The organism is Microcystis sp. M165S2 (assembly GCF_020245885.1).
Lineage (GTDB): Bacteria > Cyanobacteriota > Cyanobacteriia > Cyanobacteriales > Microcystaceae > Microcystis.
Map to the genome: position 1 here is coordinate 1 of NZ_JADBTZ010000067.1, position 16,792 is coordinate 16,792.

Here is a 16,792-nt window from a genome sequence, read left to right on the forward strand (position 1 = left end):
CTGAAAGGTCGCGAAAGTCTGTGGACTTTGTGTAAGACAGTACATGGTTTTTTAACCGTGGTATGCAACGGTGGTTGAAGCAGAAACTTAAATCGTGAGGTTTAGGAATCGCCGCCCTAAAAGTGCGGCGAGGATGTCAACTTGATTGATATATAATCGATCGCTCCAATTATAGATGATTTAACCGGGCAATTAGGCAATATTACAGCCTTTCTCGCCGGACTAGGATTCCTTCATCGCTTGTTTTTTCTCCGCCTTGAGGTCGCGACTGCTGGCGGCGGCAATTTCCGCATCCATCAGGGTGCGTCCAGTGGCCGCCAGATAGACATCATCGAGACTAGGACGGGATTGGGCCATGCTGAACACGGGTAGTCCCGATTCGGCTAGGGTTTGTTCAATTTTGCTTAAAGGATTGCTATTCGCCGTGACGATAAGATTAAGGGAGTTACCCTGGGCGGTATTGACGATCACTTCCTCGACAAAAGGCAGACGGGATAATAACTCTTTCGCTTTCAAAGCTTCTTCCTCTGGGGAAAATTCTCGCACTTTTAGGGTAATGCGATCGCCGCCAAGTTGCTCCTTCAGTTGTGAGGGTGTGCCCCGAGCGATGACGATACCATTGTCGATAATTGCCAAGTTATCGGCCAATGCGTCGATTTCTTCGAGATAATGGCTGGTAATTAACACACTGGTTCCTGCTGCCCGCAATTGTCGCAGAAAATCCCAGACAATCAAACGACTTTCGATATCGAGTCCCACAGTTGGTTCATCCAGCACCAAAACTTCTGGCTGATGCAGTAATCCCGCCGCTAAATCCAGCCGTTTTTTGATGCCGCCGGAATAGGTTCCTGTTTTTTTGTCGGCGTATTCCTCTAATCCTAAAAGATTTATTAATTCTTTGATGCGCTCTCTTGACTTTTGAGCAGGAATGTGATAGAGAGCCGCTTGTAGTTGCAACAGTTCCCGGCCGGTGAGCATTTTATCGAGGGCTACTTCTTGGGCAACGTAACCGAGGCGTTTACGGGCGGATTTGGGGTTATTCAGGGCATCGACACCCCCCACCTCGATTTTGCCGCCATCAGGTTTAGCAAGGGTACAAAGACAGCGAATCGTGGTGGTTTTCCCCGAACCATTGGGACCGAGTAAACCGAAGATTTCTGCCGCTGCCACGGTAAAGGAGATATCTTTAACCGCTGCCGTCTGACCGTAGGATTTTTTTAACTTTTCGATCGCCACCGCAAGGGTCATAAGCTGATTTTCGCCCACTTGAGCGAGACAATTTTTTTGTTAACTTTCTTGGTCTATTTTAACCCAGATTCCCCACTTGAAAATCTGGTATTTTGACACTCCTGGGCCTAAAGGCGTAAGGATTCTCGAAGCTCATCACTGCGCTTTCTGCTTTCCCTTGCTCACGTCTTACACGATTATGTCTGAACCGAGATTACTAGAATATCAGTTGCTATCTAGTTTCCCTTTTTGTGGTTCACTCTGCAAGCGTTTTCCTATTTTAAGGAAAATTCGGGTATGTCCTACCCTATCTGTCTTACGACAAAGATTTTTACTGGTTTTTCATTCACCGTTGTTGAGCCGCTAATGCACTATGTTTGACGAGGTTTTCGCTACCCTCCCTTTTTGTCTCTTATGCAGACTTTCGAGTTCTAGGGTTCAACTCAATCGAGCCATTCACTACCGCCCACTCAGGGGATTCAAACCAATTTTATTTTCACATAAAGTCGTCCTAAAAGGACGGGGCTTTAACCCAAAATTTTGGTAAAAGTAGTACACAAATGTTATTCAGCCGCAGGTCAGGGACGGGGAAACCAGTATAATAAAACTAGAGTAATATTTCCTGAAAACCTCTTAATTGTTTGACTTAAGTGACAACTTCACCAGCTTGGACAGAACGCATCGGTTATCAACGGGATTGGGTGTGGCGCGGTTGGCAAATTCGTTATAGTTTTATGCCGGCAAAAAACCCCCAAGATGCCGATAATCCCCCTTTAATTTTACTGCACGGATTTGGAGCGGCGATCGAACATTGGCGCCATAATATTCCTATTCTCAGCCAAAATCATCGAGTTTACGCAGTAGATTTATTAGGTTTTGGTGGTTCGCGCAAAGTACAGGTTCCCTATACCGTTAATCTCTGGGTGGAACAAATACACGATTTCTGGCAAACTTTTATGAATAGACCGGTGGTATTAGTGGGCAATTCGATCGGTTCTTTAGTTAGTATGGCCCTAGCGGGTAAATATCCGGAAATGGTAGCCGGATTAGTTATGCTCAGTTTACCCGATGTCAGCCGTCGGCGGGAAATGATCGCCGATTGGTTATTAAATATCGTCACTCCTATGGAAAAATTTTTCACTTCTCCTTGGCTATTAAAACCGATTTTTTACTATCTGCGTCGTCCGCAAGTCTTGAAAAAATGGGCAGGAATCGCCTACGAAGACAAGAAAGCAGTCAGCGAGGAATTAGTACAAATTATCGCCGCCCCAACCCTAGATGAGGGGGCAGCCGAGGCCTTTATTTCCCTAGCACAAGCTGTCAATCATCCCGAATATTGTCCACCGGCAAAGTTAATTTTACCACGCTTAGAAATCCCGATTTTATTGTGTTGGGGCAAGCAAGATCGGATGGTTCCCGTCCAGTTAGCCCAGGGTTTTGTCTCCCTTAATCCTAGGATTAAATATGTAGAATTTGAACAGGCCGGTCATTGTTTACAGGATGAATGTCCCGACCGTTTTAATCCAATTTTATTAGAGTGGCTAGAATCTGTTCCTGTTCTTTGAGAGAATAGGGAGAGTGATTGTTGGTGATAGTCCTATGCAAACCTTGGAATCGACGCTCAAACCTCCCGCAACTGCCTCCGAATTCGACACCACGATTCACCGACGCAAAACCCGTCCCGTCAAGGTAGGTAGCGTTACCATCGGTGGTGGTCATCCCGTGGTCGTGCAGTCGATGATTAACGAGGATACCCTTGATATAGATGGTTCCGTGGCCGGTATCCGTCGCCTCCATGAAGTCGGTTGTGAAATTGTCCGCGTCACCGTGCCGAGTCTGGCCCACGCCACCGCTTTGGCTAAAATTAGGGAAAAACTGCTGGCCACCTATCAACCCGTGCCGTTAGTAGCCGATGTGCATCACAACGGTATGAAAATCGCCCTAGAAGTGGCCAAGCACGTCGATAAAGTGCGAATTAACCCCGGTTTGTACGTTTTCGAGAAACCGAAAGCCGACCGCGGCGAGTATAGTCAAGCAGAATTTGATGAAATTGGCGAAAAAATTGCCGAAACCCTGAAACCTTTGGTAGTTTCCCTGCGAGATCAAGGTAAAGCGATGCGAATCGGCGTTAACCACGGTTCTCTAGCCGAAAGAATGCTCTTTACCTACGGCGACACCCCCGAAGGAATGGTACAGTCGGCTTTAGAATTTATCCGCATCTGCGAATCCCTCGATTTTCGCAATCTGGTCATTTCCCTAAAAGCTTCCCGCGTGCCGGTGATGGTGGCCGCCTATCGTCTCATGGTTAAGCGCATGGACGAGTTAGGTATGGATTATCCCCTACATTTGGGTGTTACTGAGGCAGGAGATGGGGAATACGGACGCATTAAATCCACTGCCGGGATTGCCACTCTCTTAGCGGACGGTATCGGTGATACGATTCGCGTTTCTCTGACGGAAGCTCCTGAAAAGGAAATTCCCGTCTGTTACAGCATTCTCCAGGCCCTGGGACTGCGGAAAACTATGGTCGAATACGTTGCCTGTCCTTCCTGTGGTCGCACTCTTTTTAATTTAGAAGATGTCCTGCAGCAAGTGCGCGCAGCGACTCAACACCTCACCGGACTTGATATCGCCGTTATGGGTTGTATTGTCAACGGACCGGGAGAAATGGCCGACGCAGACTATGGTTATGTAGGGAAACAGGCCGGTTATATCTCCCTTTATCGCGGTCGCGAGGAAATTAAACGCGTCCCCGAAAATGAAGGTGTAAGCGAGTTGATTAATTTAATTAAAGCCGATGGCCGTTGGGTAGAACCTTAATTAGTTTTACCGGTAGGGGTTGAACCTATTTCAACCCCTGATAATCAGCTATAATAAAAAGCTTGCTAGAAATTGCCGCCCCAGAGAGTTCATGCTACCTACACGCGATTGTGTTCGTCAAACCCCCGCCTACACTCCGGGAGAACAGCCCCAAACTGCGGGATTTACCAAACTTAACACCAATGAGAATCCCTATCCCCCACTGGCGGAAATTTTTGCCCACCTGCCAGAGCAATTAGAGAAAGTCCGACTCTATCCCGATCCTATCTCCAAAGAGTTACGGCAAACGGCGGCGGAATTATACGGCATAACAGCCGATCAGATAATCGCGGGTAATGGCTCCGATGATATCCTTAATATCGCCCTGCGAACTTTTGTTAACCCTTGCGAAAGCGTCGCTTTTTTGGATTTAACCTATTCTCTTTACGAGACAATTGCCCGGGTACACGGGGCAAATATTATCGAATTTCCCACTAATGATAAATTTGCATTGGAAGGACCGATTATTTGTCCAGAAGCGAAATTAATTTTTCTAGCTTCTCCTAATCCTCCCGTCGGTAAACATCTTGATCGCAACTATTTAGAAGCAACCTGTGCTAATGCCTCGGGATTGGTATTAATTGATGAAGCTTATGTGGATTTTAGTGATGACAATCATCTCGATTTTCTCTCCCGTTACGATAATGTCATTATTAGTCGCACTATGTCGAAAAGTTATAGTTTAGCGGGGTTAAGAGTCGGTTTCGGTTTTGCTTCCAGGGCCATTATCGAACAGATGGATAAGGTGCGTGATTCCTATAATTTAGATCGCATCGCTCAAACTTTAGCCACAGCAGCTTTAAAACACCATAATTATTTTGAGGAAGTTTGGCAAAAAGTCCGTCAAACACGCGGCCGTTTAATTACTTCTCTGCGCGAGTTGGGATTTATTGTTTTTGACTCGGAAGCTAATTTTATCCTCGCTTCTCCCCCCCAGATTAGTGCCAGTGAGTTATATAATCAACTCAAAGAGCGTCAGATATTAGTGCGATACTTTAAACATCCTCGCATTCAGAATTATGTGCGGATTTCGATCGGGACTGATGGGGAGATTGATCGCCTTTTATCCGCTATTCAAGAGATTATGGGAACAAATTAATCTCTATTTCCGTCAAGACTTTATTAGCACTTTAAACCCTAATAACTTATCGAAAAAAAGGCTAGATCGAGCGGAACAAAGCAGCGACAAACAATGGTCTAATAGCCTGTTGTTTCTCCCGATTACTAGCCTTGGCTATCAAGATTATTAGTCCGACAAAAGGACTAAATACTAGCGCACAAATTTTTGAACTTATGCAAGTTTATCCCCAAGGAATCACAGTTCAAGAATTGAGCAATCGCTTAAATCGTCCCGTTTCTATGCTCAATCTTTGTCTAAAATCTTTGGTCGCTTCTAAAAAAATCCTGGCCAGAAAAAATCATAATCAGTGGGTTTATACTGTTAATAATACTAAATCCTGTTTAAAAGGTATAGGAGAGTGGGAAGTGGGAAGTGGGAAGTGGGAAGTGGGGGGAAACAATCCATAACTGGGTTTTTAAAGATCGATTGGGAGTTAATCATACTATTAAAAACGGATTTGGTATAAAAAAGCTTAGTTTGTCCAGATAAGCATACTTAATATCTAGAAAAAGTGTTTATTATTAACCCTATTGCTGAATAACTATTTTAGGCTGTAGGTAGTATTCATCTTCTATAACAACTATCTCACCAATGCCGAGAAATTCAGCTTCTAAAGACTCCACAGCAACCAGAGAACCGAGTATAACATTTGTATCGGTGAGATTAATTTTTCTGCCGTGAAACCAATCGATAACTCTCTCTGGTGTGAAAGAAATCCAGTCTAGATGTGCCAAGGCAATGCGAGGCGAAATTAAACCCTCGGAATTAGCCATTAAAGCTTCCAGATTAATACTATCGGCCAACTGAAAACCACAGCTTTCCGTGCGAGTTAGACTGGCTAAAGTGCCACCCACAGCTAACACCTTCCCCAAATCTCTGGCCAGGGAACGAATATAAGTCCCCGATCCACAGTGAATATCTAGCTCTATTTGCGGAAATTCGCCCTCTAACCAGTCTAAAACCGTAATTTGGTCAATTTTGACCTGACGAGGCTCCACTGCGATTATTTCCCCTTTGCGCGCCAATTCGTAGAGACGACGACCATCCTTGTGAATAGCACTATACATCGGCGGAATCTGGGCAATATTGCCGATAAATTCCGCTAAATGGGGCTTAACTGCCTCTAAAGTTAAATCGGCACAGGGACAAGCAGCGATCGCTTTTCCCGTAATATCATCGGTATCGGTGCTGAGTCCTAACTGGATTTTTGCCCGATAAGCCTTATTTTCGGGTAAATAGGCCAGTAATCGGGTGGCAGCACCGACGGCGATCGGTAAAACTCCCGTAGCCATAGGATCTAAAGTTCCCCCATGGCCGACTCGTTTAGTCTTAAGAATTTTTCGGACTTTGGCCACGCAATCGTGAGAAGTCCAATCGGGGGGTTTATTGAGATTTAAAAAGCCAAACATTTGATCAATTGTAGGGTGGACTTGTGCGACTATAGGTCAGACTAAATCCTGTTTAAAAGGTATAGGAGAGTGGGGAGCTTTTTTTCAGTGATCAGTAAACAGTAAACAGTAAACAGTGAACTGAAAACTCATATCTGATAACTGATCACTGATCACTGATCACTGATTCAAGACCGACGATTAGAAGCTAATATTATATAATTGCATGACTTCGCTTAAAGGTAAACGGGAACGAACACCGAGGGAAAGGTCAGAAAAATGACCAAGATCATAATGATCAACAGCAGCGCGAGCAATCATAGCGGCGTTATCGGTACAGAGTTTAAGCGGCGGAAAATAGACAGTTAAATGATGATTTTTGGCGGCAGTTTCCAGATGATTTCTTAAGGCACTATTGGCCGCCACTCCTCCACCGATTGCGATAGTTTTTAAGCCATAATCTAAGGCACAATTGATTGTCCTACGGGTTAAACTTCTGGCTACCGTATCTTGAAAACTAGCGGCTATATCAGCTACAGGTAAATTATCTGGCTCGAATTTCTCTACTAAGCGCAAAACAGCAGTTTTTAAACCACTAAAACTGGAATCGTAGGCATGAAAACCGCCGGTTGGTAAAGATATTTTACCTTCAGGAAAGGGAAAAGCTTGCGGATTACCATCTTTGGCCATGCGATCGATTATCGGACCACCGGGATAACTTAAGTTTAATAATCGTGCCACTTTATCAAAAGCTTCTCCGGCTGCATCATCTCTAGTGGTTCCTAATTGTTGATATTTTCCGCAGGCCTGCACATGGATTAAACTGGTATGACCCCCAGAGACTAAAAGAGATAAAAAAGGAGGTTTAAGATCAGATTCAGCGAGATAGGAAGCATAGATATGACCTTCGAGATGATGAATGCCGATAAAGGGTTTATCGTGGACAATAGCCAGGGTTTTGGCCGCCGTCATTCCCACCATTAAAGCACCTACTAAACCAGGGGCAACTGTGGCGGCTATTCCATCAATTTCTGACCAATTTAACCCCGTTTCTTGCCAAGCTTTTTCTAGACAAAAATTAATGGTTTCTAGGTGTTGTCGGGAGGCCATTTCCGGCACAACACCGCCATAGAGACGGTGGAGATCAATTTGAGAAGAAACCACACTACTCAACACCAGGTTATTGTTAACAATAGCCACAGCCGTTTCATCGCAACTGGTTTCGATCGCTAAGATAATTGTCATGATTTAATCAGTAAATCGTCAGACACCCCCCTTATTAAGGGGGGATTAAGGGGGGATCCATCTTTAATTTAATTATAACCACTTACTTAATTTTGCTTAGGTACTTAATTAAAGTTATCGTTCAGCAATTTCCATAGCCACCACCGCCGGGGGTTTCAATAATAAAAATATCACCAAGGTTCATTTCTACAGTCGCAGTACCGGGCAATTCTTCGATAGTTCCATCGTTTCTTTCCACGGCATTACGTCCTATTTTACCAGCTTGTCCTCCCGCCAGTCCAAAGGGGGGAATCAGGCGATTACCCGACAGAATATTGGCGGTCATAGCCTCTTGAAATTTAATTCTTCTAATCACACCATCACCTCCAGAATATTGTCCCCTGCCGCCACTATCGGGGCGAATGCTAAAACTTTCTACTAACACAGGATAGCGCATTTCTAATACTTCTGGATCGGTGAGACGGGAATTAGTCATCTGGGTTTGCACGGCAGCGGTTCCCGCAAAATTTGCCCCCGCACCGGAACCGCCACAAATAGTCTCATAATATTGATATTCTTGATTGCCAAAAGTGAAATTATTCATCGTCCCTTGGCTGGCTGCTTGAATGCCTAAAGCACCGTATAAAGCATTAACTATTGCCTGGGAAGTTTCCACATTTCCAGCTACCACGGCCGCCGGATAAACGGGATTAAGAAAACAGCCAGACGGGATAATTAAATGGAGGGGTTTGAAACAGCCAGCATTTAAAGGAATTGCCTCCTCCACAAGGGTACGAAAAACGTATAAAACCGCCGCTCTTGTCACTGCTAGGGGTGCATTAAAGTTATTATTTAACTGGTCAGATGTGCCAGTAAAATCAATGGTTGCTTGACAATTATCAATATCTATGCTAATTCTGACCTTGATGACAGCACCGTTATCCAGATAATAAGTAAATTCACCATCTTTCAGGACAGATATAGCTTTTCTAACCGCTAATTCCGCATTATCTTGAACAAACTGTTGATAGGCTTTAACCATAGCTAATCCGTAGCGATCAACCAGATTATGTAATTCTCTTTCCCCCTTGGCATTAGCGGCTATTTGTGCTTGAAAATCGGCAATATTTTGGGCGATATTGCGCGCAGGAAAAGGACTATTAGTTAAGTGATTAATTAATTCTTGTTCCCGAAACTGTCCCGCCGCTACCAGCAAAAAATTATCGAATAAAATTCCTTCTTCGCTAATATGAACAGAGTGGGGAGGCATAGAACCGGGGGTAATGCCACCGATATCAGCTTGATGTCCCCGGGAGGCAAGATAAAATAATATTTCCTGATTTTGGCGATCAAAAATAGGACTAATTACTGTGACATCTGGAAGGTGAGTACCGCCATTATAAGGATTATTAGCCAGATAAACATTCCCCGGACGAATCGTCTCACCTTTATCCTGAATTAAACTTTTAACACTATCGGCCATAGAGCCTAAATGGACGGGAATATGAGGAGCATTAGCGATTAAATTTCCCATCTCATCAAAGATAGCACAGGAGAAGTCTAGGCGCTCTTTAATATTGACACTTGCTGCCGTATTTTGGAGAGTAATCCCCATTTCTTCGGCAATAAATTGATAGAGATTTTTAAATATTTCTAGATAAATAGGATCGGCAACGGTAGTTATTTCTGTGCGGTGAGAATTGAGAGGGGACATAGGAAAGTCAGTTATCAGTTATCAGTTATCAGTTAGCTGTCTCTTGTCTTTTTTCTCCTCCTGTCTCGGAGTTTACTGTCTGCTCACCCAAGAGAAGATTTTTGATTTTTGCAGGAGATCTAGTTACCAGTGATCACTGGCTGTTCACTGTTCACCGATCACTGTTCACTGATAGGGGCTGACTGATATATAATCGCAGTCAGTACCAGAGGGTGAATTATGGATAAAACCAGCTTGATCGATAAAGTGCAACAAATGGCCAATAAACGGGATTATTTACTGCAATTGCGCGATAAACCCGACATTGGGGGTCTGAGATTAGATGTTAATCAAGCTCTTGAGGAGTTGGATGAATTACTCGATGAGTTTCAAGCAACTTTTCCTGAAGAAAAACTTAGTTAACTATCCGACCCGACGGAATTGAGATTTGTCCGATTGTGCTAATTTTCCCAAGTCATCGATCGCTTTGATCAGATCTTGGGAAGATATATCTTTAGGGTAGTATAGGTCAAAAACTGTAGTTTGATTATTTTTTTTCTATTGGAAGCTTTGCCAAGAAACTATAGGCAATAATGGGGATATGAGGGGCGAACTGTTTGATTTCAATAGCGGCGCTCTGTCCATTTAAGAAAGGCATCCGTACATCTAAAATAACTTCCCAACGTGATATGATCTCACCATATCATATCACTGTACAAACTGTCAAGGGTGGTGGAAACTAATTATTTTAATACTCGCAGGGCTGAGTTTAATCCCGTTGAAAACCAAGACTAAGATTGAATATTAGCCGTGCTTCGCTGTTTATATGCTGGTCAGCTTTTCATCTCCGAGGTGAAACCGAGGGTTCCTTCAAGCTGACATTCAAGGTAAAATTAATAAGGGAGACAAATTTAAGATAGCCAACTTATGGAAGTAACTTTTAGCGCTGCCGAATCCCTAGAAATTGTTGTTGCTGAACAAACAATCCCGATTCAGCATTATCTGCGCCAACCGCAAAGATTAGTACAGGCTATCGTTGAGACTAGCTTAACGGAAAACTTGTCTGAGAATCGGTTTCGACTGAAAATGCGTCCCCTCAACTTCTTGAATTTGTACTATTTTCAGCCCACGGTTATTCTCAATGTCTGGGCCACTTCTGGGGGGACGATATTTTTGCAATCAGAAGACTGTCAGATCAAAGGTATTGATTATATCAACGATCGCTTTAGCCTCAATGTTAAAGGCAAACTCGCTCCTGTGGAAAAAAATAATCAAACCTATCTAGCGGGGAAAGCCAATCTTGAGGTGAAAGTTGCCCTACCACCACCATTATGGTTAACCCCGCGTCCACTGTTAGAAATCGCCGGCAATAGTCTCTTAAAAGGGGTTTTATTGCGGATTAAACAGCGTTTAATGAGTCAATTGTTGCAAGATTACCAACAATGGGCCAAACAGGACATTATTGCCCAAAATTACCCCGAAACCATTCTCGATCTCTCCCTTGGTTAAATAAAAATATGAGTTGGACAAAAGTATTATCTGTAGATTCCCTTGCCCCCGGCGCCCGTCAAGTGGTAAAAGTGGGGGACAGTTCCATTCTCTTGATTAACAATAACGGTCAATTCCACGCCGTTGGCAATCTTTGTCCTCATTTAAAATTATCGATGACGAAGGGCAAAATTAGCGAGGACGGCGCGATCGTTTGTCCCTGGCATCGTAGTTCGTTTGATCTCTGTAGTGGTGCTGTCAAAGACTGGATTACCTGGCCTCCTGTGGTTAACAAAGCGATGGCGGCAGTTTCTCAACCCCAAGCTTTACCCGTTTATCCCCTTCGCATCGAAGACGGCAGCATCTGGATAGACGCTTGACATCTTCACCGACGGGGGTTTTGGGCAACCTAAAGAATAGTTCACTCGACAATGGGGTAATCTTGGAGAATGCCAAACCCTACCTCGCTCGTTTCCGTAAAAACCCAGTTATGGATTGTTCCCCTACCCCGCTCCTAGGGTTGATTCAAGGTAGGGTTGATTCATGAATCAACCCTACCCCGCTCTGGTGATCCCCACTCTCCTATACTTTTTAAACAGGATTGCGTGAGGTCATTCTTTTATTCCGACTTCCCCTCCCGACGACTGGATCCTAACTCCTAACCCCACCAAGAAACTTTTTCAGCAAACCCTAATTGGTTCCGTTCAAAAGTTGAGAACGAAGCAAATCGATCGCCTCTAAATAACTCGGCATAGGTTCATCACCTAACAGACAAGCACTGCGATCCACGCTAATCATATCATCACCCCAAAACACTTGACCGAGAGGAATAGATTTTCCTCGATCCGGTCGCCAATTGCTACTAAAATATTTGAGATTAGCGTCCACCACTGCCCCATCAAAAAGATGACCGATACAAAAATAGACATCCTGTAAAATTAGCGGTACGGAGGGGCGATGTAATTGCCCCCGCGAGTTGGGACTACGGGCTTTATAATGACTACGGGGAAAGAGTCCATAGAGATTTTTTAAAGAAGCAGAAATCAGGGGTTTATCCTTTAAATGGGTGCGTTTTAAGGTTCCAATCGTGATCCGACAATCCACTTCTTCGATAATTTTAGGGGCAAACATCGAGGGAAAACGGACAGGAAAAGGGGAAAGATTCGGATATTCTTGCTGGGGTAAACTATCAGCATCAAGAATAGTTATTCCGGGAGCGAGAATAGATTTTACTCCCAAAATATCGATAATTTCTCTCAAAGAAATAGCCGAACAAACTCCCTCTACCAAGATAATTTCTGCCCCGGGATTTACCCCCCTCAATCCCCGCAAAACTTGACTTAATACCGGCAGACTAACCGTTACTGGGGGAGGCACAGGATAACCTAAATTAGGTTTAATTAAAATACGTTTAGCTGTGATAGCTGCCGGGGGAGGTTGATAAACAAAATCCGCCATAGCTGAATTTTTTACCCCGGCAGTAATTGAGGATTGGGTAATCATAGAAAAGAAAATAAATCAATGGGAAGCTGAAAGATTAGCCAGATCATTGAGGGAATTTACCTGCTGTAAAGCTTGCCAGATTACCCCAGAATCGGCCCCAGGAAAATGGCTATTTTGACTAATATAACGCTTCCAGGCCTTAGTTCCGGGCTGACCGGCAAAAAGCTGTAGAAGATGTTTGCTGATCTGGTGTAGTTTATAACCTTTACTCACCCACTCATCGATGTAGGGAAGCATTTTTTTGATTACTTCTTCCCGGGTAGGAGGAGTAACTGATTCCCCATAAAAATCTCGATCGACTGTGGCAAATAAATAGGGATTATCGTAGGCTGCCCGACCAATCATGACCGCATCTACTAATTGTAAATGTTGTCTAGCCTGTTCTAAATTAATGATACCGCCGTTAATTTCAATAAACAAATGGGGAAAGTGATTTTTTAGTCGATAAACATCATCGTAACGCAAAGGGGGGACGGTGCGATTTTCCTTGGGACTTAATCCCTGTAACCAAGCTTTGCGCGCATGGATGGTAAAACGTTGACAACCCGCATCCGCAACAATACGGACAAAATTCGCCATATTTTCGTAACTATCTTGATGATCAATGCCAATTCTCTGTTTTACAGTCACGGGAATCGATACAGCTTGATTCATTGCCGATATTCCCCTCGCGACTAATTCCGGGTTAGCCATCAAACAAGCGCCGAAATTGCCCTCTTTTACCCTGGAACTAGGACAACCCACATTGAGATTTACCTCGTCATAACCCATATATTCGGCTATTTTAGCGCATTCTGCCAAGAGATAGGGATTATCACCCCCTAACTGCAAAGCTAGAGGTTTTTCTGCTAGGGAGAACCCCAGCAACTTATAGCGATCGCCGTGTTTAATCGCCATCGTCGTGATCATTTCCGTGTAGAGAAGGGGACGACGGCTAATTTGTCGCCAAAAATAGCGAAAATGGCGATCGGTATAATCCATCATCGGCGCCACACTTAAAATATTGCCCATCTTTCCCTTTAACATTGGTTCTAAACTATCGGGACATTCCCTAGGTAAACCGACAGAAGAACCAGTCTTCCTCCCAAGATATTTTAAAGCCTTTTGGTAAGTTGACTATCTAAATTACTCGTTAAGACTGCACTGGAGAAAAGAGAAGGGAGCTTTTTTGACTTACCTCCGTGGGATATTTGCCCCTTTAATCGTGTCGCGAATGACGATTTTTTGTTCTTTGGAATAACCGGCAAAAGAACGAGTAGCCAGTAACTCGATTTCTACCCCCGTACCCGATCGCAAAGATTCCACAGGTAAGGGTAATTGACCGATATCGAGAATAAATTGATTGCCCTCCTGTCGGATCAAATTAGCGGGCATATCTCCTTCGTAGCGAGTGACAAAATCGGTTCTGGGACTGGTTTGTAGGTCGTCTGCTTGCCAACGAGTGACGCGATAACGCACTTTAAATTTAGTGCCGATTAAATTCGATTGGGAAGCTTTATCTTCGAGAAAAAGCCTTAAATCAGTACCATTTCCTGTAATACCTTTTGCTTCTAATTGGGTGACATCTCGTTCAAAAACAGCATTATAAACGACAAATTCCGTAACATTATTGCGTTTTTGAGTGGTTCCCTCGATCCAGAGTTCACTGGGGATAGTTACCCTCAGTTCCTTTTGATCATCGAGGGTTAAAGTAAAACGCTGATTAGTAAACCGGTTAAACTCTTGGGGCGCATTCCAAATTAAAATAAAAGAACGTTCCGATCGATCTACTAAGATCCGATATTGATCATCGATCAGGGAACCGGGGGCAAATAAAGACATTGCCCCGGTGCGAGTTTCCCAAGTATTTTTAGATAGAATATAACCCCGTTCTTTTAACTCCGAAAGGGGAACAGTTGCGCTCGGTTGATCGGCAGTTAAAGGGCGATCGATTTGAATTAAAGTTAACTGTCCTAAACGCCCTTCGCGACCGTTACGACCACTATTACCCGTCGCCCCATCGAGACCATCCTGACAGCTAAATTCTCTGGTGGTACAGCTATAATTGGCATCACCCGGCCTACCGCTACAGGTTTGAATTGTCCAAAAAGGTTGGGAACAGCGACAACCTTTACCTCCTTGGCCTCCCTGACCCCCAAAACCCCCAGCGCCTCCGGCAGCATTGACCGTTACTTGTCTTAAAAAATCTAAATTAGTGGCATAGAGGGTTAAAGCGCCGCCATTGCCCCCATCACCCCCATCACCCCCATTGCCACCGTTGCCACCACCGGCCGCCTGGAGATTTCGTGTTACATTGCCCGGTTGACCGCTACAGTTGCCATCGCTGCCATTGCTGCCATTTTCACCATCGACCCCTTTTTGTCCTGAAATATCGAGTTTTAGGGGAGAACCATCGAGAAAAAGGGTTAAACTATCACTATTTCTGCCTTGGCCGCCGACCTTGCCAGCTTTCCCGCTTTGTCCTTGTTTACCGAAAGTCTGTACATCGGAACCTTGGGCTAACCAAGAACAGCGATCGCCCGTCACCGTGGCGGGCATTAGGTACGGTAAAGGGATAAAAAAGGTGAATATTAATGATTTAGCCCAAAAATTCATGATTTTAGCGAATTTATCCGCAAAGACTCCGATCAATTCCCTCTTGATGACTTTTAGATTGAGATTTTTGTTTCCCCTCTATCAATAAGGTGCGCTATCATCCTACACTTACTTTGAGAAGGAAACAGCCAATCGCGAGGGTTACGCGCGTGAAAAAAGTATTAGCTATTATCTTGGGTGGCGGGGCCGGAACTCGCCTTTATCCCTTAACGAAACTGCGGGCAAAACCTGCCGTCCCCCTAGCGGGAAAATATCGCTTAATCGATATTCCCGTCAGCAATTGTATTAACTCCCAGATTGACAAAATCTATGTGTTGACGCAATTTAATTCCGCTTCTCTCAATCGTCACCTCAATCGTACCTATAATTTTACGGGTTTTAGCGATGGTTTCGTGGAAGTTTTGGCCGCTCAACAAACCATGGAGAATCCTCAATGGTTCCAAGGCACGGCCGACGCAGTACGACAATATATCTGGACGATGAAGGATTGGGATATCGATGAATATCTAATTCTCTCGGGAGATCATCTCTATCGCATGGACTACAGCAAGTTCATCGAACGCCATCGGGAAACCAACGCCGATATCACTTTATCGGTGGTTCCCATCGATGAACGTCGCGCCTCCGCTTTTGGGGTGATGAAAATTAATGATTCGGGGCGAATTGTCGATTTTTATGAGAAACCCAAAGGGGCAGAATTGGAAAGAATGCGGGTAGATACGACGATTTTAGGCTTAAATCCTGACCAAGCCCGTCAAAATCCCTACATCGCCTCCATGGGAATTTATGTCTTTAAAAAGAATGTTTTAATCGATCTGCTCGATGCCAATAAAGAACAGACCGATTTCGGTAAGGAAATTATTCCCTCGGCGGCTAAAGACTACAATCTTCAGGCTTATTTATTTAAAGGTTACTGGGAAGATATCGGCACGATTGAAGCCTTTTATGAGTCTAATCTCGCCTTGACCCAACAACCAAATCCCGCCTTTAGTTTCTACGACGAAAAAGCCCCCATCTATACCCGTTCTCGCTATCTGCCACCGACAAAAATGCTCAATTGTACGGTGACAGAATCGATGATTTCTGAAGGTTGTATTCTCAAAGAATGTCGCATCCATCACTCGATTTTAGGTATTCGTAGTCGAGTCGGCAAAGACTGCTCGATCGAGGATACAATGCTGATGGGATCGGACTTTTATGAGTCTTTCCCCGAACGGGAAAGTCTCGCCCGAAATGGCAAAGTTCCCATGGGTATCGGCCCCGGTTCGACTATTCGTCGGGCAATTGTGGACAAAAATGCTCGCATTGGTGCCAATGTTTTAATTGTTAACAAAGATCGTGTGGAAGAAGCTAATCGCGAAGATTTAGGTTTCTATGTTCGCAGCGGTATCGTGGTTATTTTCAAAAATGCCACTATTCCCGACGGGACGGTGATTTAATCTATCAGTTATCAGTTATCAGTTATCAGTTACCAATTTAAATGTTGAACAGGTTATGACGAGCCAATATTTGCTTGATCAGATGGCTTCTTTTTCTGATTGAAGGGCTAAAATGGGGCTCTTCTAGGTTCTGTGTGAGCATGGTATAATAGTAACACAGAACAGGAGGTGGGTTATGTGGATAAATTTTGATCAACTCCTCGATTTACCAAATGTAACAGTGGTCAATTATCAAAAAATTGAGCAGACAATTTTC

The 16,792-nt window shown here is 44.1% G+C and carries 14 protein-coding genes and 2 pseudogenes; 8 read left to right on the forward strand and 8 right to left on the reverse strand.

Annotated elements, in window-relative coordinates; all coding sequences use genetic code 11:
* Positions 1-222: 222 nt before the first annotated feature.
* Positions 223-1,248 carry an ABC transporter ATP-binding protein gene (locus IM479_RS03690; protein ID WP_287685045.1) on the reverse strand — a complete coding sequence of 342 codons (1,026 nt, stop codon included), beginning with the start codon at positions 1,246-1,248 and terminating at the stop codon, positions 223-225.
* Positions 1,249-1,877: 629 nt separating this feature from the next.
* Here IM479_RS03690 and IM479_RS03695 point away from each other — a divergent pair.
* The 4 genes and pseudogenes from IM479_RS03695 to IM479_RS03710 form a co-directional block, all read left to right on the forward strand.
* Entirely contained in the window at positions 1,878-2,792 is a 915-nt protein-coding gene (locus IM479_RS03695) for an alpha/beta fold hydrolase (RefSeq protein WP_287685046.1), read from the forward strand.
* Between the two features lie 34 nt (positions 2,793-2,826).
* Positions 2,827-4,047, forward strand: a complete 1,221-nt coding sequence (gene ispG / locus IM479_RS03700) for a (E)-4-hydroxy-3-methylbut-2-enyl-diphosphate synthase (protein ID WP_286826587.1) — start codon at positions 2,827-2,829, stop codon at positions 4,045-4,047.
* A 91-nt stretch (positions 4,048-4,138) separates the two neighbouring features.
* Positions 4,139-5,185, forward strand: a complete 1,047-nt coding sequence (gene hisC / locus IM479_RS03705; protein WP_287685047.1) for a histidinol-phosphate transaminase — start codon at positions 4,139-4,141, stop codon at positions 5,183-5,185.
* Positions 5,186-5,286: 101 nt separating this feature from the next.
* Positions 5,287-5,547: pseudogene (locus tag IM479_RS03710) on the forward strand (winged helix-turn-helix domain-containing protein); the annotation flags it as partial.
* Positions 5,548-5,733: 186 nt separating this feature from the next.
* Here the strand turns inward: IM479_RS03710 and truB are convergent.
* From truB to IM479_RS03725, 3 genes are all read right to left on the reverse strand, one after another.
* On the reverse strand, positions 5,734-6,615 hold the full coding sequence (gene truB / locus IM479_RS03715; protein ID WP_286826584.1) for a tRNA pseudouridine(55) synthase TruB: 882 nt from the start codon (positions 6,613-6,615) through the stop codon (positions 5,734-5,736).
* A gap of 180 nt (positions 6,616-6,795) precedes the next feature.
* Entirely contained in the window at positions 6,796-7,839 is a 1,044-nt protein-coding gene (gene tsaD, locus IM479_RS03720) for a tRNA (adenosine(37)-N6)-threonylcarbamoyltransferase complex transferase subunit TsaD (RefSeq protein ID WP_287685048.1), read from the reverse strand.
* 121 nt (positions 7,840-7,960) lie between these two features.
* Entirely contained in the window at positions 7,961-9,532 is a 1,572-nt protein-coding gene (locus IM479_RS03725) for a hydantoinase B/oxoprolinase family protein (protein WP_287685049.1), read from the reverse strand.
* A gap of 219 nt (positions 9,533-9,751) precedes the next feature.
* Here IM479_RS03725 and IM479_RS03730 point away from each other — a divergent pair, with 219 nt between their 5' ends.
* The gene (locus IM479_RS03730) at positions 9,752-9,934 is read left to right on the forward strand and encodes a hypothetical protein (RefSeq protein ID WP_002763844.1); all 183 of its coding nucleotides are present in this window, start codon (positions 9,752-9,754) and stop codon (positions 9,932-9,934) included.
* Here the strand turns inward: IM479_RS03730 and IM479_RS03735 are convergent.
* Positions 9,935-10,187: pseudogene (locus IM479_RS03735) on the reverse strand (response regulator); the annotation flags it as partial.
* Positions 10,188-10,438: 251 nt separating this feature from the next.
* Between IM479_RS03735 and IM479_RS03740 the strand changes: the two are divergent.
* Both IM479_RS03740 and IM479_RS03745 read left to right on the forward strand, forming a co-directional pair.
* Positions 10,439-11,020, forward strand: a complete 582-nt coding sequence (locus IM479_RS03740) for a DUF1997 domain-containing protein (protein ID WP_286826578.1) — start codon at positions 10,439-10,441, stop codon at positions 11,018-11,020.
* Between the two features lie 8 nt (positions 11,021-11,028).
* Positions 11,029-11,379 (forward strand): Rieske (2Fe-2S) protein, encoded by a 351-nt coding sequence (locus IM479_RS03745; protein WP_287075644.1) that lies wholly within the window; start codon positions 11,029-11,031, stop codon positions 11,377-11,379.
* A gap of 310 nt (positions 11,380-11,689) precedes the next feature.
* Here the strand turns inward: IM479_RS03745 and IM479_RS03750 are convergent, their stop codons facing one another.
* The 3 genes from IM479_RS03750 to IM479_RS03760 form a co-directional block, all read right to left on the reverse strand.
* Entirely contained in the window at positions 11,690-12,502 is an 813-nt protein-coding gene (locus tag IM479_RS03750; protein WP_287075642.1) for a DUF362 domain-containing protein, read from the reverse strand.
* Between the two features lie 15 nt (positions 12,503-12,517).
* Positions 12,518-13,513: a tRNA dihydrouridine(20/20a) synthase DusA gene (gene dusA, locus IM479_RS03755; protein WP_287685050.1), complete on the reverse strand. Its 996-nt coding sequence runs from the start codon at positions 13,511-13,513 to the stop codon at positions 12,518-12,520.
* Between the two features lie 162 nt (positions 13,514-13,675).
* Positions 13,676-15,040 carry a collagen-like protein gene (locus IM479_RS03760; protein WP_287685052.1) on the reverse strand — a complete coding sequence of 455 codons (1,365 nt, stop codon included), beginning with the start codon at positions 15,038-15,040 and terminating at the stop codon, positions 13,676-13,678.
* A 206-nt stretch (positions 15,041-15,246) separates the two neighbouring features.
* On the opposite strand from IM479_RS03760, the gene IM479_RS03765 reads away from it, so the two are divergent.
* Positions 15,247-16,536 carry a glucose-1-phosphate adenylyltransferase gene (locus IM479_RS03765; RefSeq protein ID WP_287685051.1) on the forward strand — a complete coding sequence of 430 codons (1,290 nt, stop codon included), beginning with the start codon at positions 15,247-15,249 and terminating at the stop codon, positions 16,534-16,536.
* Positions 16,537-16,792 lie beyond the last annotated feature (256 nt).